The organism is Duganella caerulea, assembly GCF_040362985.1.
In the GTDB taxonomy this organism is placed as follows: Bacteria; Pseudomonadota; Gammaproteobacteria; order Burkholderiales; family Burkholderiaceae_D; genus Rugamonas; species Rugamonas vulcania.
In genome coordinates this window covers 424,847-444,104 of sequence record NZ_BPWJ01000001.1, presented here as the reverse complement: position 1 = coordinate 444,104, position 19,258 = coordinate 424,847, and the positions used below count along the sequence as shown (strand labels likewise).

The following is a 19,258-nucleotide window of genomic DNA, read 5'->3' as shown; positions in this document are numbered from 1 at the left end:
TGATGCGCCCTTTATGATGCGCCCTTTACCTGTTGGCGAAGAGCCACGGCCAACAAGCCGTTGATCCAGGCTGGCTGGTGGGCAAACATGAACCGCGCCAATTGCTCGGCGTTTGTTGACGCTACGACCGGGAGCTCAATCGAGTACGCGTCGGCGAGATTCATCGAGGAATAGACCTTGGCTATTCGCGACTCTTGAGGGATTGACACAGGCGTTATGTGATGTAACAGTGCCCGCTCAGCTCGCCAGAGGCCGGCGAAAACCACCGTCAGCGCAATCTCGGGGATGATGGCGCTTTCGATGCTGGCTCCTGCGGCGCCGCTCACATATTCCAAAAAGACCACGTACTCCGCCATCTGTTCAGCGCAGGTGTCGGTGACTATTTCGCCGTCCGCTTGGCCCTGCCGAATCAGATCAGCAATCAGGCTTTCAAAGCTATCGCGATAGGGGGCTGCATACGGGCGTATGCTTTCGGAATAGGCCGCCTCGTTCTGGAACATATACAGAAAGCGTTCGGCGACTGTCGGCATGGTCGCCATGATAGCAGTAGCGCCACGGTGCGCCACGACTGCCGGCGCGCCATAGCTAGCTGCGCTATTGCGGCGGCAGCACCGTCACACGGACCTGGTTCGATTGCACCGTGCCGTACTCAACCAAAATATCGTAGGTGGCCGGCATCGCCGGAAGCGGCAGGTGCGATGCCACATTCAGGTTGAAATAGCCGGAAATGATGAGGCCCCGCAGTAACTTGGGGTCGATAGGGGCGAATTGCGGGCGCGGCGCTTGCGGATGAGGGTCCGGATTGACGACTTCGCCCCGGTATATCCGCCCGCTTTGCACATCGGTGGCGACCACGACGAGCGGACCTTTAGCGTAGAGACTGGACGCTTCCAGGCGAAAAGTTACGCACAGCGGCAGCCTGAGCGTCATTTGCGGGACGGGAAAGCGGTAAGCCGGCAGCGTGACTTGGGATGGCGCCCGGATCAAGGCGCCGCGCCACGGTTCGCCGGGGTCTGTGGGCGAGCATTCGGATTGCTGGTTGGTGCCGAGTGGCACGGTTTGGAACAGGCTGTCTTCAATGGTCATACGGGGTCCTGGAACAGGGGATGGAAGTGGCGTGCCTGGTCGTTGCCGATGGGCCGTGGCGGTGCCGGCGCAGCTTGTCAGCACAAGTTGCAGTAGCAAGACGATCATGCGCGCCGGGCGCAAGCGGCTGCTCTGCATCAGAATGGCGTCCAACCGTCGCCGAGATCAAGCTTGCGCACGGCGGGCGCACAGTCGCTACAGAAGTCGCTATGGTCATTGTCTGAGCCGTACATCACGCAGAGAGAGTGGTCGCTGTCGCCGTTCCCATCGTAGCGCGCCTGGGTTGCCGGCAGGCCTTTGAAACAATGGTTGCCGACATGGCCCTTCTGACCATCGTACCAGGTGGCAGTACGGTCCAAGCCGCTGACGCCATTCGGCACCATGCCGATCATGTGCCCGATCTCGTGCGTCAGCGTTTGGACCAGCTCGGTGTCGCTTATGTTCTCCCACCAAGTCCTGCTGGCAATACAGATCATGTTGCCGCCGATGGAGGCGATGCCGCTGCGCATCCGGTCAACGACATTGACCTTCAGCCTGATCGTGCCGGCTCCTGCTGTTAATTGGCTAACATTGATACTGACCTTGGTAGCCACTTGGGGCTGGCCGGCGTCATCCGGTATCGGGGTACAGGCGGATTTGGGAATGACGGTCCCTCTTGACGACCCATCCGGGATAAAGATAGCCGAGACAAACCAGTCGAAGCGAGGATCGACGTCCATGCACAGGGGGTGGACGTCCAGTGCTGTGGAAGTCAGGCTGGGGGCGACAATCGCTACCACCACTGACGACCGTCTCGGTCCCACCGCGATGCGCGGTGTAGTCACCAACACGTTTGGATTGATGACGGCAAGGTGGTCCGTATAGGCAACTGCAAGCGCATACGGCTGCTTGGGTACCGCGAACGAGTTTCTATAGGCGCTGCGCGCCAGGCCTTCGAACCTTGTCACATCCGCTGCATTACCCAGGTTGTGTAGATAAGGGACATTAACGGACGGCAATTTGAGCAATTGGATGCCGTGTTTGGCGAATTCGCGTGCGACAGCCCCGTGGCCGCTCAAGGCGGCGGCGAGCCCATTCATTTTGATTTCGACGTAGTAGATCAGGCGCCGAGTTTGCAGGCGCTGGCTTGTGACTTCCACCTCATTGATGTCCATCGCCCTGAACACGTAGGAATCATTGCCGGCAGCGGTGAGGGGAAAATCGGCGCGTGGCAGGACCAGCGTACCATTGGCAGCAGTGGTGTAGACCTTCACGGCGCGCTGGTACCGGAAGCGCACATTGCGCCTGACTTCGGCCGCGCTATAGGTGGCGTTGGCTGCGCCAGGCAGGCATTGGACCGCGAACCGATGGGCGCCGGGCTGATCGAAACTCACTTTGAGGCGCGGGTGACGGCCGTCCCGATTCCAATTGACCCACTGGATGCAGTTATCCGCCGCGATTCGACCACCGCTGTCGAGAATATCGATCGATACGATCTTGGGCTTGCGCTGCAGGATCGCTGACAGGACGCGCAGATCGTCGATACCAACACTGCAGCTCAGCTTGCCAGGCGTTTTGTAACGCTTGTCCAGTGCCGGAGGCAAGACGATGGTTGCCTGGTAATCTCCGGGAGCGCGTTTGTACAGCATCAGCAAGCCATGGTCGTCCGTGTTGCCGGCGCCGGGCGTCGGCCCGCTCACCGTCACCATTGCATTGGCGATGGGAGCGCCTTCAGTATCGCACAGTGCGACGGCCAAGGTGCTGGTCACCTCCGGGCATTCCCTAACCGCGTAGCGTGTCTTTTTAGTGCCGCCGCTGGCCGGGACTGAGCCATTATCGTTGTCTGCGGCGGGACGCGGCGTGGCCGGCGAGGTGTCGCTGGACCGGCGCCGCTTGCCGGCGACAGTGGCCGATGTCGGCTGGGCCGCAGAGGAGCGGGCGGTGCTGCTGCTGCTGGTGGCACTGCTGGTGGTGCTGCTGGCGGTGCTGGTGGCAGCGCTGCTGGCGCTGCCGGGTTTGGCCTTGCGTCGTTTCCTCGGCATCTAGCACCTCAGGTACGGGCACGACGAACACTGTCGGCAATGGCGAGCAGCAGCGGGTCATTTTCCCCAAGCTGCTGCAGGCGCGATTCGATTATGGCCAGCTTGAGCGGCCCGGCGTGTGGCCGGTCCAGCCATTGCGTCAGCCACGATGGCGCGGGTCTGGCGCTGCGCTGCAGCGCCAGACCGAGTGCGACGAAGGCTTTGATGTCGCTTTCCCGCTCCATGCCGAAGGCGTCGGCTGCGGCAATCCCCTCGGCCGTGATGGCTTTGCAATATGCGTTGGCTCGCATGGTTAACAATGGCGCTTCGCGGTCCTCCGGCTCGGCGCAGATGTCAGGAAAAATTGCCGCTATCGTCTGCTCCACCCGCGTTTGCATATTCTTGAACATGAAACGCTCGAACATCTCGAGTTGTTCCTTTCTGATGGTTAGCATCATGGACGCTTCCTATGTTGTGCCAACGAGGCAAAAACAAGTTCATATCGGGATGAGACAGATACTAACCTTGCCTGTTAGATAACGTCAAGCCCGGTTTCACCCGCGCAGCTTGCTGTTTCGGTCCTGGCCGCAGACTGCCCGACTCGCTTTGTATCCTATTGCGGCACCAAAGCCTGCTGAACGGAATTGAAGTTAGATGGTGATGTTCTTGGCAAACACCATTACGAACGTAGTCGATGGCCATGGTTGCCTGGCGGCCTGCTTCCAGCAGGAGCGTCTGCGCGCGCCGCTTGCGTGCGTCATCCATGCCATTGCTAATCGCGGGGCCCAATCCGGCCGGATCGGGCCAAGTATCGACAACGCGGACGGCGAGGGTGGCCGCGGCATGAAGCGTGACGCAAGTGACGAGCACCGAGCGCGCACGGTTTCGGAGTTGCAGAGATGCTCGAGCATTCGCGCCAGCTTGCGCGGTCGTATGCGCCTCGCCGGAATGACCTGGCCGACGCCGAGCGACGCAATGCGCGCGCCATTATCAAATTGATCCCAGGCGAACGGAACAACCAGCTGTGGCGTGCCGGCGCGCAGGGCTTCGGCGGTGGTGCCGATGCCGCCATGATGGACCAGCGCCGCAGTATGCGGAAGGAGGGCGGACAGCGGCACATAGGCTTGCCACAGCACTGCTTCCGGGAGGTTGGCCGGAATTTGTGCGCGCTCCTTCGTCAAAAAGATAGCTCGACGCCCGAGTCTGTTAAGCGCCGAGAGGGCGCAGGCAAAGAACTCCGCTGCATGGAGATTCCCGGTGCCCGCAGTGAATACGAGGGGTTGCCCCCCCCGGCGGCAAGGAAGGCGGACAGTTCTGCCGAGAAGCCATGCTGTGTGGCGGCCTCAAACAACTGGAAGTCGCCTTCAATCGACTGGCGTGGCCAGTCAGGTACGGCCGGCGCAAACCACGACGGGAAGAGGGTGACCGAGAGGTCAGGGGGCTCGGCGATATGCGTCAGAAAGGAATCAACCTTGGCAAGGCCCAGCGGCGTCCGGACCGCGTTAAGCTGGCTCACCGCGACCGGATTAGGAGGATTTCGTTGCGACCAGGCGAACCATCCCACGCATTCCCGCCTCGCGCCGAACCTTGAAGCCGCTCGACTGGAACTTGGAGATCAGATACTCAGGTGATAGTCGAAGTTTTCTGTAGTGACTTACCTGCGTTTGCCAACCATCCGAAGTGCGCTGGTGAAGAATGTCATGGACCAGGATAGACTCCGGCTCGTATTCGAGGAAGCAAGTGAGGATGCGGCTGTCGTCGCTCCTTACCGGGATGAAGCGACCGTCTCCAACGAGCGCTTCGGCGTAGTTCCGGAAAGAGACGACAAACGCGCCACCAGGCGGCAGTTCAGCAGATGCTTTCTCGACGAGGCTCTCTACCGCTTGGAAATCCTGCAGATGGGTGATCGTGTCACCCATGCACAGGATTGCGGCGGGAGCTTCCGAAATGTGGCGCTGGAATCCGAGCAGCTCATCGTTGACGGTCCGGATAGTCAAGCCGTCACCGAGGTCTGCGAGTGTGCGCAGCAGTTTGATCGACGTGTCGATAGCCGTCACTCGCGCACCCTTGCGCGCGAGCGGGATGGCATGCATGCCGAAGCCAGCCCCGAGATCGATGACGACGGCTCCTGGAGTGAGCGGCAGGTTCAGCGCCTCAATCTCCGCGCTGCCGGCCTCAAGCGCTGCGACAGAACCGCCCGCCATCCAAAGGTAGATCGGGGCAAGGTGTGTTGCGTAGTGCTCCGTGACGGAGGTCATGCGCTTGGCCAACCGACTTGTGCGGCACGACGGAGGTTGGCCTGAACCACCAAGCGGTGAAACGGCGCGATGAGGAAAATATAGAACCGGCCGACTCCGTTGTGGCAATGGACGACTGTCGACATTGTGACGCGCCCTTTAGCTGTTGGCGAAGACCCACCGGAGCACAAGACAGAAAGCCTGAAGTCCAGGTGCTTGTCGTCCTCACCGAGAACGATTTCGTTCGGCGTTGAACTGTATATCTTGAAGAAGCCGACGCGGCTCGCCTTGTCCGTGGCGCCAAGCGACTCGAGCTGCTTGGTTGTCTTGAGACCGATGCCGGCAACCAGTGCGTCTCGAACCGCCAACAAGCCGTTGATCCAAGCTGGCTGGTGGGCAAACATGAACCGCGCCAATTGCTCGGCGTTTGTTGACGCGCCGACCGGGAGCTCAATCGAGTACGCGTCGGCGAGATTCATCGAGGAATAGACCTTGGCTATTCGCGACTCTTGAGGGATCGACACGGCCGTTATGTGATGCAGCAATGCCCGGTCAGCCCGCCAGAGGACGGTGAAAACCACTGCCAGCGCAATCTCGGGGATGATGGCGCTTCCGATGCCGACTCCAGCGGCGCCGCTCAGATATTCCAACATCCCGAGCGCGGCGAGAATCAGGCTGGCCAGCGCGACACCGGCGCTGATTCCTGCCCGAGCCTCGCTGGCCGGAGAGTTACGAACCAAGAACAGCATCAGACCGAACCCCGCAAAGAGCGCAGCGTTGCGGCGCGCTACCAGTCCGGCTGAATTGGAATAGCCGACTCCCCAGAGTTGCAGCAGGGTGGCGGGAGCGAACATCCAGATACAAAACAGGGCGCAGCAAATGGCGCTGGAAATCAGCGCGGCATTCTTGAATCGAGTGGACATATGGGCTTTCAGTTAGAAGTGGATAACTGCGTAGGAGCCGCTCTACGGTAGGCTCCGTTGAGAAAAAGCTGAACCATTTCCACGAAGAGCGGCGCAAGCGGCAAGTCGGGTGTCGCAATCCATCGCATCAGCGTAGCCAGACGCAAAAAGACCACGTACTCAGCCATCTGTTCGGCGCTGGTGTCGGTGACGATCTCGCCGTCCAGTTGGCCCTGTCGAATCAGATCAGCAATCAGGCTTTCAAAGCTGTCGCGTTCGATCGGATGCTGCTGGATTTTCTGTCCGCGAAGACGGTGATAGAGATAGGGCGCGGCATACGGGCGCATGCTTTCGGAATAGGCTGCCTCGTTCTGGAACATATACAGAAAGCGTTCGGCGACTGTCGGCATGGTCGCCATGACGGCGCGCATTTCGGCTCGGCGCGCGATCAAATCGTGGTGAAAACGATGCTGAATAAACGCTTCCTTGCAGGGGAAATGCTTGTAGAGAGTCCCGCGCGCCACGTCGGCGGCCTGGGCGATGGATTCCATCGTCACCGCCTCATAACCCTGGTCCTCGAACAATTGCCAGGCGCAGGCCAATAGGTCTGCGCTAGTCTGATGCAATTTGCGGGCTCGACGGCCGCCGTTTGTTTGAGACGGTTTGGTTTTAGGTTGGGAGGAATCGGAAGTCATGTGAGTCGGTGAATGCTGTACGTTGTTGAAGATTGTACACTGTGCAGTATTTTTCATATCAAATATTCAACGAGGTGGAAGTGCGCTGACCTAAACCTGTGGCCAAAAAAAACAAGTACTTTCCCAGTGAAAGTGGTATCAATGGCTTCGATTGGCTATACGTTTAGGTTCGGTTAAAGCCCGTGTTTTCGCTTCGCGCATGGCGATTATCACCTAAACGTTGAGCCAAGTTGCGGGTACAAACTAGGTTACGTAAATGTTGAGCCAGCATGCCGATTAGCGTCCATGACGTAAATGTTAGGCCAAGTAGCATCCGTCCCGCTTTACGTAATGGTTGGGCCTGCGTGACGGAAAGCCGGCTGGCCACCGTTTATTGTGATGTTGGATAAGCGACCATGCCTGTCTCTTCGGTTGATGCCAGATATCAAATTCAGACGGAGTGCAGAAAAGACCTACTCAGGAGTTCGACTATTTTCTTTTGGTCAGTGGTAAAGTAACACATCATGTTAACGAGAGAAAAAATGACTCGCGCAGAATTTACCCCCAAGGTATGGGATCAAATCGCAGAAATGGTTAACTATATTTGTGTGATGCCAGGATGTGAGACTTCAGGGCGATTTCCCAGTCAAGATGGTTCGCGGATGATTTCAGTAGGAGTGCGTGCTCATGCTTCAGCAGCTCAGGAAGGTGGCCCTCGTTTCAAACCAGAATGGACTGATGAACAACGTAAAGCGTTAGATAATGGCGTCTACCTTTGTGCCACGCATGCTCGTCAGGTTGATGTAGATGAAGCAGCTTTTCCAGTCGAATTGATGCAACAGTGGCAGCGCGAAAAGGTATTACAGCTAGCTGCAAGCGGCGGAAAGCCTCCCCGGCGAGCGAATTACAACGTCGCAGAGTCAAATCAAAAGGTTGATGACTTTTTGGCCTTATGTGCAAAAGTATCCGCTAATGTTAATCAACATGTACCCTATATCGAGTTGCGATCCATCCAAGCTATCGAAGAAGTATTAAGAGCTTGTCACTGTAATCCACGCACTGGAATCCCTGCAGCTTATTGGAAAGCAGGAAGTGCATACCATGCTCAAGACTCTCATGCTTTCGAGATTCAGAAAAATGCCCTAAGTGCACTCGGCGGTTTGTTCTCTGAGATCAAATGTGACGGCAGCGAATGGTTTTATGATCGAGATCGACAAGCCTACTATCCGATCGCTCTGTTCCATTTCCCAGTCAATCAAGCGAAGGCCATGGCTGTAATAAATTTGGCCAAGGAACGACTTGATCGCTTCTACCATGCGTTGCAGGAATTACGTCTTTATACGTCAAATGAGAATACCCGTACGAGGTAAATTACTTTCTAAAGAAGTGCGGCGCCTAGCATGCCTTTAATAAATAGTGAAAAGTGAATGTTTCGTAAGTTCTAGCGCCTTGCAGTTATTGAATGTATCGATTATGGTAGCGTTCAAGACCGTGACCGTGATAACCCTTATGGTGGCACCTTTTTGAAGCTATTCTTTTGATGGCACGCCACGATGCGCGGTGTGCCGTTTCCGTTCGCAGCCTACTATTTATTAAGCCGAATGCCAAATGATTCCCCGGTCGCCGCGACTTTATTGAGAATTCGTTTAACACCCTCTGGGGATACATAGCGGGGAGTATCTGGTTGCTTGTTCAGATCAAGCAGAAGTTTCCATGCCTCGTCCTGATTATTGAGCGTAATTCCAGCCGCGTCGCAAAGCTCGTCAAACGGACTACTTCTGCCGGTAAAGGCAATAATCTCGTCGTATCGAAGTCGCGCCCGTAGAACAATCTCTGACTGTGAGGAGCCTATTCGTTGAAATGCTTCTGCGTGGATGCCGTTATTGTCAATGTATCTTTGAACGGCTTTTTGGAATTCAGAATTCTCCCACAGAGCTGCAATGCTCAAGACAACTTCTGATGGTTCCGGGCGATGTTTGAAAATAGTAGCTGTTATGGTGCCTGTACGCTCTAATCCCTTGAAGAATTCTGCAAATCCTTGGTCTGTCGTCCAGCTAGTAACACCATCATCAAGATCGCCGCGAATTAGAGGAGAAATATCACCGCGGGTCAAATAGCGCTTTCGATAGCAATCGACATTGACTGTTCGAAAGCAAGACGGGAGTTTTGCTGCCTCTTCTTCCAGCTGCGTTACAAATGTTAGACGAAGGGCTTGATCCTCTTTCCAGCCGCGCATCCAGCGCCCGAGTACATCAAGAAATGAGCTTGTAAATTCCATACGTCCCCTTCCGATAGATAAAACTGCATTGTATAGAACCAACTGCGCCTGCGAAGAACTGTGCCAACGCTAACTGTAAGCCAGTCGCATACCCCTTCCAGACGTCGTTTGAAATAAGGGTTGAGCGGTTAACTTTTAATTTTTTGAATCCATCAATTGCTTGGATTGCTTGAACTGCAGAGTCATGTAAACTTTCATGTAACCATGGGCTCAGCGTTACATTTCGAATACACTCCGGGGAAATCGGCAAACGAACGGATGCTCGCTTTTTAGTCTTTGATTCGAAGATAACCCGAAGCTCTCTCTCTGGTTTATACCCATATCGTTTGATGAAGGGGAGTTTATCTAATGCGAAGTCAAAGGTCTTCGCCTCTTCGAGGGTAAGGTAATCCACGCTATCGAACTTTAGTTCCCTGTGTTTCCTGAACATGTCAAGAAGTAGGTCGCGATTGAAAGTTATCAGAACCCCTGACGGCCCTTTGGAGAAAACATGCCAATGATGATAGGTTTCAGGCACTTGCGAGAAGCATAGTGCGAGCAAAGACTCCAACCTCTTACGTTCCTTGTATTGAGACATGAAGTAAGCGTCGTTACGGTCATCCCAGCTCTTCGGATCGAGAAGTGTGATTTCCTGGGCTGACAAGATATGAAGCAACGAGGTCAGGTCCGTATAGCGGCGCAGGTATGTTGGCGTTGTCGTCACGGTTAATCCTTCCTTTATTGTTCTTGCCCACGAATGCTGGACTAGCCTATTGGTTGGCCTTGAGCATAGCAGCTTGCTCAGCTGGAAAATGCGCGAAATCTCACGCGATAAAGGAGACCGCGCATTGGACGGAGCATTAGCAAATATTTTTGAACGAGGGAAAGTTGTAGCTACAATGGGCTTCATTTTTAAATACGAAGCTTATGAAACGGATATTTTCCCGGGCATCAGCCTGGTTTGCTCGCAATCGAGCTAGGCGCGCTGCTTCGGCGTCGAGAGCCGAACAACTTGACAGCGGGATTGGAGCAGACGCCCCCATCCGCAGCGCCTCTGAAGATCGTCTCAGGAGAGCAGATTTCGCCGAGCGTATAGCTGGCGTGCTTTCTGAGCTCACCTTGCGTGAGGGAAGAGTGTTCGCGATACGGGGAGGGTGGGGTTTCGGAAAATCTTCATTGAAGAATCTGATCACAGAAAAGCTGGATGCCAAGCAAAAGGGCGCCGATTGGGTAGATTTCAATCCCTGGCAATGGGGCGACGGCGATGCAATCGCGCGGGCCCTATTCAATCAGATCGCGGATCGCCTTGGCGGAGATCATTCGCAAGCAGCACGGGCCCGCGCAGAAATGTTGCGCCGCTACGGTGAGATGCTAAATGGCGCCGGCTCATCGTTGAAGGAGTCAGGCGGGGGCAGCAAGTTGATTTCCTCGCTGCTGACTAACACATCTGTTGTTGTCGTAGCCTCCGCCATTGGATTCGACTTGCCGACTGCTGCACAGGTAGCCGCGGGGCTGGCCACGTTAGCAATAGTAGCGCCGCTCATTGGACGCGTCCTTTTGTATTTAGGGCGTCATCACCGAGAAAATGAACCGCTTAACAAAGTGCGATCAGCGCTGGAAAGTCAGCTTCGCGAGCTGGACCGACCGTTAGTGGTGTTTGTCGATGACATCGACAGGCTCGAACCGGAACAAATTAGGACGCTCCTACGACAGGTGAAGGCTAACGCTAATTTGCCTAACATTGTTTTTGTCCTGCTTTTCCAGCCCAGCATTGTTGAAAGCGCTTTAGGTCCAGTTGCCAATGGTGATGGCCGCGCTTTTCTAGAGAAAATTGTTCAGACAAGCTTTGACTTACCCGCAGTGCCGGCCTCGGTGGTACACGCGGTATTCGCGGAAGAACTATTCAAACTTGCGGAGCCCTATGCCAATGAAGCGAACGGAGTTTCGCAACAGCGGTGGGGCAACGCATTCGTAGGCTGTATCCAGCCCAGGCTGCGTAACATGCGTGACGCACGCCGTCTGATTTCATCTATTGCAGTACATTTACCCTTGCATGTCGTGGGGGATGTATTTGAAGTGAACTTGATCGATTTTCTTCTTCTTGAAACCCTGCGGGTCTTCGAGCCTGATCTTCATTCCGCGCTTTTTCGGGAGAGATCTCTAGTTCTGCAAGAACGCAGGTTTGGTGGGGACCGCCGAGATGATGAAAACAAGGTAGCCGCAGAGCAGCTCATTGGGATTGTACCGGAGTTGCGGCGCGACATAAGTCGGGAGACACTCGCGAATTTGTTCCCCACTCTAGAATGGGCCTATGGCGGAACGCGGTATGCCGAAGGGTTTTATCGAAAGTGGCTCGCTTCAAAACGTGTCTGCACGGGACGTTATTTCCCCCGATACTTTGAACTTCAAACAGCCGAAGGAGAAATTTCAGATAGTCGTTTTATTGCGCTCATTGAAGCTGCGGCAACGGAGGAAGCGCTGGAGGCGGCAATTTCAAGCGTGGAGATAGACGGCCTATTGGACTCATTGGTGGAGAGGTTGGATGAGTCTGCTGCAGACCTTCCCGTTGTGAACGCCGGCGTGCTTTTGCCTGGCATGTTCCAGATCGCGCAGAAGTTTGCAGGTGCCAGCAATGTTGGAATGTTCGGCTCACCTTGGATTTCCGGATGGCGAGCCGTAAGCTGGTATATAAAACGCATTCCTGAAGATGTACGTGGGGAACTTGTCATCGCTGCACTTCGTAAAACGGAGGCGCTTTCGGTAGCCGCAATGATGATTAATCTAAATGATCCGGCTGCCAGAAACGAGGACGACGCTGATCAGTTTGAACCGACATTGGATTTGCCGACAATTGAAGCGTTGAAGCACGATTGGCTTGCTTTGATACGGCACCGAGCGCAGCCAGTTGAAACTTTAATCTCCGAACCTGACCTGGTTTCCTTGCTCTATCGGTGGCGCGATTATGCTGGATCACTTGATGAGCCGCGCGCGTGGATGGAGCAAGCCATCAGCACTGATGCAGGATTCGCCAGCATAGCGACTCGTCTGGTAGGCACTGTTACCACGCACGCCGATGGTGACCGAACCTATACCACACACAAGCGGTTTAACAAGGACATAATCGCTGACTTTATTGGTATAGATGCAGCCAGACTTCGATGCGATACCATTGATCTCTCGGCATTTCCGGAAAACCGGGCTGACCTGGAAACTCTCAAAGCTTCGATCGAAAGGTGGCTTGGCTTGAGGGAGCAGGATCCGTTCGATATTTAACCTGGTGATATTCTAAGCAGCCTGTAGCTTCTGCGAGGTATATTTTGTACAGTGAGCAGTTTTCGAAAGCGGAGAAATTTACACGATCGCTGGGTTTTCAGATTTCACCTGTGCCCATAGTATCCGGTGATTTGGTCACCCAGACCAATGGTCAAAATTTGACGGCCAGGCTTACAGCAGCATGGATCGCGATTACGCCGCAGGCGCATGCTTAATAGCGCTTCCGCCGATATCGAAACAGGTAATCATCCGCGCATCATAGCGACAAGCTGCTGTGAGCGCTAACCGAGCAAACAGGCCTCAAGCTCACCTGCGCCGTAAGGGCTAGCACCTGCACTGTTAGATCCTATCGAAAGGCTGGGCTTCGTCCGTGGCCAAACCCCTGGCCTTGCGCAAGTCGCTTTCGTAAAGGACGTTGGGGTCGGGCGTTACCGGATCGCTATAGCGCATGATGCTGTCGAGACACGCATAGCCAAGTGTCGATGCCAGCGTGGACAGGTTTCTGTTTTTTTCTATCTGCGCCAACACAAAGCTGTTGCGTAGCCATTGAGCCGAAAGCTTCGCGAGATGGTCGGCGTTCTGGTATCGCCTGCTTCGCGGAGTACATGCACCGCTTCCTTAATGCGTCCTTTCAAGATCTCATGGAGCCCCTGCCTACTTCTGACGGAGCGCCAGGTGCGCGGGGCGTCACCACGGGGCAATGCAAAGTCCGACGATGATTGTTGCTGCACACCGGGCGTTGGGCATAACGTAGCCTAAAACTGAAGTTCACCTGAACTGGATCATCCATCGTTGTCTCCCCCGTCTCCCCCGGGACGAGACAAGCAAGTTATCAGGAAAAATAACTGGCTGTATACAACACAACCGTTTGGCTTCCCTATCTACATGCGTCGTTACTTTGACGCAATCAATTATGAAAAAATTCCAGACGGAATTTTTTTTGAGATGAGAAGATCTTAGGCAATCAATTGGAGGGAGCGACCTTCCGAAAATATTCATATTTTTAAATGACGAGCGAGCGGTCAATGATCCATGAAAGGTGAGGGAATGCAGGGAGGTGGCTATTACAGAGTCTGACCAATATCAGTCGTCGAGGTTGGCGCAATGCCGGTCAAAAAACTGTAATAAATTCATAAACTTGGAAAGAATAGTTATTCCAAAACTTTAAATTTAAAAACGGCTAAAGGGGCAAGCGGATGCGGCGCCAGTAAAAACTCATTTGTATCAAAGGTGAGTAGAAATATCGAATTTTACTCACCTTTAAAAGGTGAAATTAAATTCTAGAATTTCCTCACCTTTGCGAAAGGTGAGGAAATACGGGATGTATAACTTCGTTTTTTTCAAAGGCACTTCTTCCTGACGGCCAAAATAAAAGCGTTGAGTTTCTTTTAAAAATCTGCGTAGAATATAAGCCTCTGAATCCTATGAATAGAAGGAGGTTTTGCTATGTCTTGATAAAAAACAAAAAAGGGCCCGTTGCGTCAACAACGGAACCCCTTTCTTAAAACTTAGATCGCGCGTCGATTGTGCCTGTGTTCGCAGGTGCAGTCAAGGACTTTGCGCGCCTTTAAATAGCCGACAGGCCAATTTTGAAAGCGAATAAAGCCATGAATGCAATAACTGTTACCTTGGCCCCTACCGAGTTGGAGCGCCAAGTAAAAACTTTTTCAGCAGTAAACAATCGCAAGAACCCGTTGACCAACCTTTGGTTCTTTGACTCCCCCAAAACCGAAAAACGGCTCTCTATCGCCACCGATCCGCTATTCATGCATGTGGTGCTGCTGGAGGGCGATCAGAGCGTGATCGGTTACGCCGTCAAGGATGCCAATGCCGCCGGCCACGAGGATGATCTACTTCCATCGCTTCGCGTGTATTACCAGGATAAACGGGTGCAGTGGTGGGATGTGAAGTGGAGCGATAGGGCGGGCCGAAGCGATGATGCAGCCGCGCTGTCCAAACGGCACCGTGCGATGGAGGAGTCGGCCTACGCATCTGGGGCGACATTTCACGTCAAGACGGAAAAGGACCTGCGGGGCAACGAGATTCTTTTCGATAACTGGTTGAACCTTTGTGCATCGATTACACGTTGCCGGTCCGTGTCCATTGCGCGCGAAGCTGTAGCGATAAAAAACGCGTTTTTGTCGGCGGCATCGCTTCGCTACGCTGACCTTGTGGCGCTGCCCGAGACCGACCCAGCGCATATCTTTGCTCTCGTCGCGCAGGCTTTACAGCGCGGCGATTTGCGCGCCGACCTGGAAAACGAGCTGTTTGGCCCTCAAACTGTGCTGAGGAGGGCCTACGCATGAGGCGTGGACAAATTCGTACCATCATCCCCCCCGCGTACAATGATTTGAGTCAGTGGCCAACGCCTGACATCAATCACCTCGACGATGCTGGGCGCCGCGGCTTCGTCTCCCGACGGCAAGCGGTGGAAGGGTATGCCAGTGGCCTGCCCTATGAAGACATCGAATCGATGACGGGCAAACGCCGCTCAGAAGTTAAGCGGCTGGTCTACCGGTGCCTGGCGCTCTCGCCAACCGGCCAAATTCAAGGCTTCTGGGCGCTCCTCCCAGGATGGCGAGTGCAGAGCTACACCCGCTCCAAAGCCGTGCAGCACACCAAGGGTTCCGGTCCAGGCGGCTGCTCGGGGGCACTTGGGGCTTTGTTCGACAAGTACCCCGAGATCGAAACCATGGTCAAGGACCTGTACGTGGGAAAGCGCACGGGCGACGCGTTGCCCGAGGCGCGCAGGAAAATCCGGGAGATTCACGACGAATTAAAGGCGCAGCTGCGCGCCTTGGGTTTCACTGAGGCGCAGTGGCCGTTCAACACCAAAAACTGTGGTTACAAGTCGCTCGCCGGGTATCTCGACCGGTTTCGCAACGAAAATGCCAGGGCGACCGTCGCGGCGCGCTCTGGGGTGGAGGCGGCTCGCCGCCAGTGCGTGGGCAACGGGCGAACGCCGCTAATCCCGGTTCTGCGTCCATTCAGTTTTGTCCAGCTGGACTACCATAAGGTGGACGCTGCGTCGGTCATCATTCTCAAAAACGACGCGTCTGCTGAGTTTGAGGTGCCGTTGGCTCGCTGGCAGTTCGGTTTGATCGCGGAAGAACTCTCAGGCGCCGTCACAGGGTTTTGTATCGTGCTGGCGCTTAACCCAAGCGGGGACGACGCCCTCGAAGTCATCCAGCACGCCATCTTGCCATCGCCCGAAACCGATCGCGACGTGCACCTGGCCGAAGGCAACAACGTCGTCGTTAGCCAGCTTATACCGGAGCTCAAGCACCAGTGCTTCGCGGTGCTGCGCGTCGACAATGCCTGGGCGAATGCGGCTAATCTGGTGTGCAACAACATCATCAGCACGGTCGGATGCACGATTAATTTCGGTCCCGCATACTCATGGTGGCGGCGCTCGCTCATTGAGCGCATCTTTGGGGAACTTACCCGTAGGGGGTTGCAGCGCCTGCCATCAACCTTCGGAACCGGCCCGTCCGACACCAGAAGGGATGATCCCACAGGCGCGGCAACTACTTTCCGCATCGAGCTCAATGAGCTTATCCGACTGTTCAAACGGTGTATTCGCGACTATAACCAGCGCCCCTCCGAAGGATTGCAGTTCATTTCGCCCATACGTCGCCTCGAATTGGCGCTCCAGGCACCAGCGAGCGGTCTGTTTCCCCAGCCTCTACCACTGGCAGTGCAAAAATTCTGCCCGCTGATGATGCATATGGAAGAAGTCACTGTGAAGGGCAATCGCGATAAGGGTGTGTTGCCGTATTTCAACCTGGCGCGGCACCGGCACACGAACGAAACACTGGCCAGTACGTATCGGCTGCTGGGGAAAAGACTGATTGTATATGTCGACAAACAGCTGGCCCGCCGCGTTTTTGCCGTTGTGAAGGAGACGGGCGAGCAGCTGGGAGAAATGAAGCTGTCCGGCGCCTGGGCAACCAGTTCTGCCTCCTGGCGCACACGCCAGCTGATCACCAACGCCGGCATGTCGGCGTCGTACCACAGGGATACCGAAGACCCCATGAAACTCCAGCGCAAGGAAAAAGAGGCGCAACTTGCCAAGAAGGGTAAGTCGGGACGTCAGGGCGACTCCCGCACTGCCCTGGACGTGGAAAGAACTCGCCGTCAGGAGCAGAAGCACGCCACGCCAGCTAGTCCCCCGCCGAAAGCCGTCACACCATCGCAACCGGTACGCGTGGCCGACCCACTAGGACTGAACTCGCTTCCTGACATCACCTTCGTCGTAAGAAAGGGCTGAAAATGAACGACCAACCAGCTGACCAAACTGTTGCACCGACCATTGAAGCAATCATGATGCACCCACTGTTCAGTCAGGACACGGCATTGGTCACACCACCCATTCAGGAATTGTACGCGCATGTCAAACGGCGGGTGATTTTGCGGGAAATGAGCATCGCTTTCCTTGCGCCCAGCGGCGCGGGCAAGTCGATGGCGCTAACGGTACTCGAAGCACTCATCAAGGCAGAATTTCCGGGAATCTGCGTGCTAACCCATAGCACACACAATCAGCAGTACCCGTCGATCCGGGCCTTCTTCAAGCATTTTCTCGCCTCGGTCGGCCACCGGGAGCAGCGCGGCGAGACGTTCGACTTACGGCAGCGCCTGCTGCGCATCCTGGCCGACGGCGCACGCGTCGAAGGCAAAAATATTATCGTGCTGATGATCGATGAGGCGAACGCGATGAAGCGCGAAGACTTCTTGTTTTTGAAGGATGTCGGCAACGATTTGGCAGACGAATCTATCCAGTTGATCACGGTGTTGATGGGCCAGCACCCGGAGCTGGACATCGTGCTGGAGGACCTGGCCTTCTGTCGCAGGCTTGATCTGCTGTCCCGGTTCGGGCTTCGCAAGATAGAGATGCGCCAATGCAGTTCGGCAGCCGACATCAAGGCTATTTTCACCGCCATCGATACGCACAAATACCCGATCGATTCTGACGCCACCTGGACTGCATACTTTGTTCCAGAGGCATATAAAGCGGGATTTCGCCTGGTGCAGCAGACGGAAAACTGCGATAAGACGCTCAAAAAAATTCTTCGTTACAAGGGTGGGGGCCGCACCGCGTTCCCGACACGGCAACTGTTTGCAGCCATCCGCATTTTTTTGGTGGAAATGGCTTCGATCGATTCCGCTGAGTTCGTCGTACCTCCCGATGCGTGGCTCAACGCATTGGGCGAGGCATTGATCAAGCAAGCCTCGGATCTGGCCGATCGCCGGTCCACCTCTGATCGCGAGGTGTGATAATGATGAGGACGCCTAAGATGGCAAAATGGACTGGCCGGGACTTGATGCCTATGCCGTTCGAATCGCTGACCAGTGTGCTTGAGCGCTTTGCCTGGCACAATGCGCTCGATTCGAACCTGATGATCAAGTGTTTTACGCGCTCTGGCATCGGTCGCAAGCTCGATTTGCAGATGTTTGCCGATGACACGTACGGCCAGGTTATCGCGGATCTGAAAACGGGTAGGCCGTATTATGGCAATACGTGGTGCAGCCCGCGATTTCGCTTTTGTCCCGTCTGCCTTCAAGATCTTTACCACACCCATTTGTTCCAATATTGGCAGGTGCACAGTTGTCCCATGCACGGCGTGGTTTTGCAGACACAATGCCAGTCATGCGGCAAGCCGACGCCGAAGGTGAAAGAGAACGAATGCTTGCATCGTCGCCCGTATGAATGCAAGGCTTGTAACAAACCGTGTGCCGGCGCGATGTCTGACTGGCAGGGCCATCTGCGGTTGCGGGAAAGCATCGCCTTTGTACATGACCGGCTCGCGCCGATCGCTGCCTGGCTGGCAGGCTCAGCTGAGCGGCGTACCGACATCAACGGTATGAGGTGGCGGCCTGACCGGAGCCTTCAACACGCCTGGTGCCGCCCTGAGATGCTGCTGCGCGCGCTCGATGACCGACGCGTGGACGATGTGCCGGAGATCTCGACGAACGCAAACACGTGGCCGCCGACATCCCGTCTCGTCTGGCGCTGCCAGATTGCTCCGCGCAAGCCCTTTGAGTTCGGACTGCGTTATAAGGTGGCGTCGCCCAAGGAGACCTTAATGTATCGGCACACCTTGCGCGTGCTACTCAAGCGTGTCTGCTCCAAGCTTGGGATCACCGAACTGGAGGCAGTCACTCTCCTTGAACGCTTCAACGTACGTAGCTCTCAAACGCTGGCGCTAGAGCTTCTGGCCATGGGATTTATGCGGCTACAAAGTGAGGGGATCTTGGGTATGGAGGATACCGCTGTGCTGCGGCCTCTCCACACAGCGCAGCCGCTCGGTGAAAACTGGTTGAATATTCGTTGGGTCGGCACCGACGGCCCGCGTGTTGCATATTATGCCGCTTATCTCAGCCTCTTCGCTGCGTGGTATCACATCGCCCGCCGCTTCAGCGTGAACGCCGTGTGGTCCCACTTGAGGACGACTCCCACGCCTGAGCAAATGGTCTTGTTACGCAATACGGTGTGGCACCGGATGGGCGAGCGGTGGATGAGCGGGGTCTTCGAACGTCCCGATGAGGTGTGGGCGGAAGGGGAGGCGGTAACCTTGGCTATTCCGGGCCTGCAACTGTTTCCGAATTGGTCGCAACATCACTTGCGCTCACGCATGCTTGGATTTCGAGCGCAAGAGCCATTGAAGTAAGAAACAGCGGTGACGGAAAGCGATTCTTTCGTTTCCCGTCACTAGCCCAATTTCGCCGAAAAAAAAGAAACCAACACTCGGCACCTTTCCCGTAACCGCGCCAACTTGTGGCCCAGTGACTTCCGCTACCGCCAACGAGCGAACTTTAACAGACCGCTGAC

17 protein-coding genes are annotated in these 19,258 nt (G+C 55.3%); 7 read left to right on the top strand and 10 right to left on the bottom strand.

What is annotated here, in order from left to right; translation table 11 throughout:
- Positions 1-11: 11 nt before the first annotated feature.
- The 3 genes from ACUJB0_RS01890 to ACUJB0_RS01880 form a co-directional block, all read right to left on the bottom strand.
- Positions 12-539: a DUF2867 domain-containing protein gene (locus ACUJB0_RS01890; protein ID WP_444843726.1), complete on the bottom strand. Its 528-nt coding sequence runs from the start codon at positions 537-539 to the stop codon at positions 12-14.
- Between the two features lie 55 nt (positions 540-594).
- Positions 595-1,086, bottom strand: coding sequence for a hypothetical protein (locus tag ACUJB0_RS01885; RefSeq protein ID WP_444843725.1), 492 nt, complete (start codon positions 1,084-1,086; stop codon positions 595-597).
- A gap of 137 nt (positions 1,087-1,223) precedes the next feature.
- The gene (locus ACUJB0_RS01880) at positions 1,224-2,822 is read right to left on the bottom strand and encodes a hypothetical protein (protein ID WP_444843724.1); all 1,599 of its coding nucleotides are present in this window, start codon (positions 2,820-2,822) and stop codon (positions 1,224-1,226) included.
- Between the two features lie 82 nt (positions 2,823-2,904).
- Between ACUJB0_RS01880 and ACUJB0_RS01875 the strand changes: the two genes are divergently transcribed.
- Positions 2,905-3,111 carry a hypothetical protein gene (locus ACUJB0_RS01875; protein ID WP_444843723.1) on the top strand — a complete coding sequence of 69 codons (207 nt, stop codon included), beginning with the start codon at positions 2,905-2,907 and terminating at the stop codon, positions 3,109-3,111.
- A gap of 4 nt (positions 3,112-3,115) precedes the next feature.
- On the opposite strand, the gene ACUJB0_RS01870 is transcribed toward ACUJB0_RS01875, so the two are convergent.
- The 5 genes from ACUJB0_RS01870 to ACUJB0_RS01850 all read right to left on the bottom strand — a co-directional run bounded on the left by ACUJB0_RS01870 (position 3,116) and on the right by ACUJB0_RS01850 (position 6,920).
- A complete protein-coding gene (locus ACUJB0_RS01870) occupies positions 3,116-3,544 on the bottom strand; it encodes a hypothetical protein (RefSeq protein ID WP_444843722.1) in 429 nt (142 codons plus the stop codon).
- Positions 3,545-3,736: 192 nt separating this feature from the next.
- Complete coding sequence (locus ACUJB0_RS01865; RefSeq protein ID WP_444843721.1) at positions 3,737-4,267, bottom strand: glycosyltransferase; 531 nt, start codon at positions 4,265-4,267, stop codon at positions 3,737-3,739.
- A gap of 345 nt (positions 4,268-4,612) precedes the next feature.
- The gene (locus ACUJB0_RS01860; protein ID WP_444843720.1) at positions 4,613-5,344 is read right to left on the bottom strand and encodes a class I SAM-dependent methyltransferase; all 732 of its coding nucleotides are present in this window, start codon (positions 5,342-5,344) and stop codon (positions 4,613-4,615) included.
- Positions 5,341-6,246, bottom strand: a complete 906-nt coding sequence (locus tag ACUJB0_RS01855) for a DUF2867 domain-containing protein (RefSeq protein ID WP_444843719.1) — start codon at positions 6,244-6,246, stop codon at positions 5,341-5,343. The genes ACUJB0_RS01860 and ACUJB0_RS01855 overlap by 4 nt, the downstream gene beginning before the upstream one ends.
- Positions 6,247-6,254: 8 nt before the next feature.
- Positions 6,255-6,920 carry a TetR/AcrR family transcriptional regulator gene (locus ACUJB0_RS01850; RefSeq protein ID WP_444843718.1) on the bottom strand — a complete coding sequence of 222 codons (666 nt, stop codon included), beginning with the start codon at positions 6,918-6,920 and terminating at the stop codon, positions 6,255-6,257.
- A gap of 503 nt (positions 6,921-7,423) precedes the next feature.
- Between ACUJB0_RS01850 and ACUJB0_RS01845 the strand changes: the two genes are divergently transcribed.
- The gene (locus ACUJB0_RS01845) at positions 7,424-8,269 is read left to right on the top strand and encodes a hypothetical protein (protein ID WP_444843717.1); all 846 of its coding nucleotides are present in this window, start codon (positions 7,424-7,426) and stop codon (positions 8,267-8,269) included.
- 215 nt (positions 8,270-8,484) lie between these two features.
- Here the strand turns inward: ACUJB0_RS01845 and ACUJB0_RS01840 are convergent, their stop codons facing one another.
- Positions 8,485-9,177 carry a hypothetical protein gene (locus ACUJB0_RS01840; protein WP_444843716.1) on the bottom strand — a complete coding sequence of 231 codons (693 nt, stop codon included), beginning with the start codon at positions 9,175-9,177 and terminating at the stop codon, positions 8,485-8,487.
- Positions 9,152-9,880: a DUF2971 domain-containing protein gene (locus ACUJB0_RS01835; RefSeq protein WP_444843715.1), complete on the bottom strand. Its 729-nt coding sequence runs from the start codon at positions 9,878-9,880 to the stop codon at positions 9,152-9,154. Before ACUJB0_RS01835 ends, ACUJB0_RS01840 begins: the two co-directional genes overlap by 26 nt.
- A gap of 203 nt (positions 9,881-10,083) precedes the next feature.
- On the opposite strand from ACUJB0_RS01835, the gene ACUJB0_RS01830 reads away from it, so the two are divergent.
- From ACUJB0_RS01830 to ACUJB0_RS01810, 5 genes are all read left to right on the top strand, one after another.
- Entirely contained in the window at positions 10,084-12,429 is a 2,346-nt protein-coding gene (locus tag ACUJB0_RS01830) for a KAP family P-loop NTPase fold protein (RefSeq protein ID WP_444843714.1), read from the top strand.
- Between the two features lie 1,607 nt (positions 12,430-14,036).
- Entirely contained in the window at positions 14,037-14,735 is a 699-nt protein-coding gene (locus ACUJB0_RS01825; RefSeq protein ID WP_444843713.1) for a hypothetical protein, read from the top strand.
- The gene (locus tag ACUJB0_RS01820) at positions 14,732-16,699 is read left to right on the top strand and encodes a hypothetical protein (RefSeq protein ID WP_444843712.1); all 1,968 of its coding nucleotides are present in this window, start codon (positions 14,732-14,734) and stop codon (positions 16,697-16,699) included. Before ACUJB0_RS01825 ends, ACUJB0_RS01820 begins: the two co-directional genes overlap by 4 nt.
- 2 nt (positions 16,700-16,701) lie before the next feature.
- Positions 16,702-17,703: an ATP-binding protein gene (locus ACUJB0_RS01815; protein WP_444843711.1), complete on the top strand. Its 1,002-nt coding sequence runs from the start codon at positions 16,702-16,704 to the stop codon at positions 17,701-17,703.
- Positions 17,704-17,723: 20 nt separating this feature from the next.
- Positions 17,724-19,097: a TniQ family protein gene (locus tag ACUJB0_RS01810; RefSeq protein WP_444843710.1), complete on the top strand. Its 1,374-nt coding sequence runs from the start codon at positions 17,724-17,726 to the stop codon at positions 19,095-19,097.
- Positions 19,098-19,258 lie beyond the last annotated feature (161 nt).

Coding starts and splice junctions, on each gene's coding strand:
- ACUJB0_RS01845 (WP_444843717.1), top strand. CDS start 7,424: ATGTTAACGAGAGAAAAAATGACTCGCGCAGAATTTACCCCCAAGGTA.
- ACUJB0_RS01830 (WP_444843714.1), top strand. CDS start 10,084: ATGAAACGGATATTTTCCCGGGCATCAGCCTGGTTTGCTCGCAATCGA.
- ACUJB0_RS01840 (WP_444843716.1), bottom strand. CDS start 9,177: ATGGAATTTACAAGCTCATTTCTTGATGTACTCGGGCGCTGGATGCGC.
- ACUJB0_RS01825 (WP_444843713.1), top strand. CDS start 14,037: ATGAATGCAATAACTGTTACCTTGGCCCCTACCGAGTTGGAGCGCCAA.
- ACUJB0_RS01890 (WP_444843726.1), bottom strand. CDS start 539: ATGGCGACCATGCCGACAGTCGCCGAACGCTTTCTGTATATGTTCCAG.
- ACUJB0_RS01820 (WP_444843712.1), top strand. CDS start 14,732: ATGAGGCGTGGACAAATTCGTACCATCATCCCCCCCGCGTACAATGAT.
- ACUJB0_RS01810 (WP_444843710.1), top strand. CDS start 17,724: ATGGCAAAATGGACTGGCCGGGACTTGATGCCTATGCCGTTCGAATCG.
- ACUJB0_RS01850 (WP_444843718.1), bottom strand. CDS start 6,920: ATGACTTCCGATTCCTCCCAACCTAAAACCAAACCGTCTCAAACAAAC.
- ACUJB0_RS01870 (WP_444843722.1), bottom strand. CDS start 3,544: ATGATGCTAACCATCAGAAAGGAACAACTCGAGATGTTCGAGCGTTTC.
- ACUJB0_RS01815 (WP_444843711.1), top strand. CDS start 16,702: ATGAACGACCAACCAGCTGACCAAACTGTTGCACCGACCATTGAAGCA.
- ACUJB0_RS01855 (WP_444843719.1), bottom strand. CDS start 6,246: ATGTCCACTCGATTCAAGAATGCCGCGCTGATTTCCAGCGCCATTTGC.
- ACUJB0_RS01860 (WP_444843720.1), bottom strand. CDS start 5,344: ATGACCTCCGTCACGGAGCACTACGCAACACACCTTGCCCCGATCTAC.
- ACUJB0_RS01885 (WP_444843725.1), bottom strand. CDS start 1,086: ATGACCATTGAAGACAGCCTGTTCCAAACCGTGCCACTCGGCACCAAC.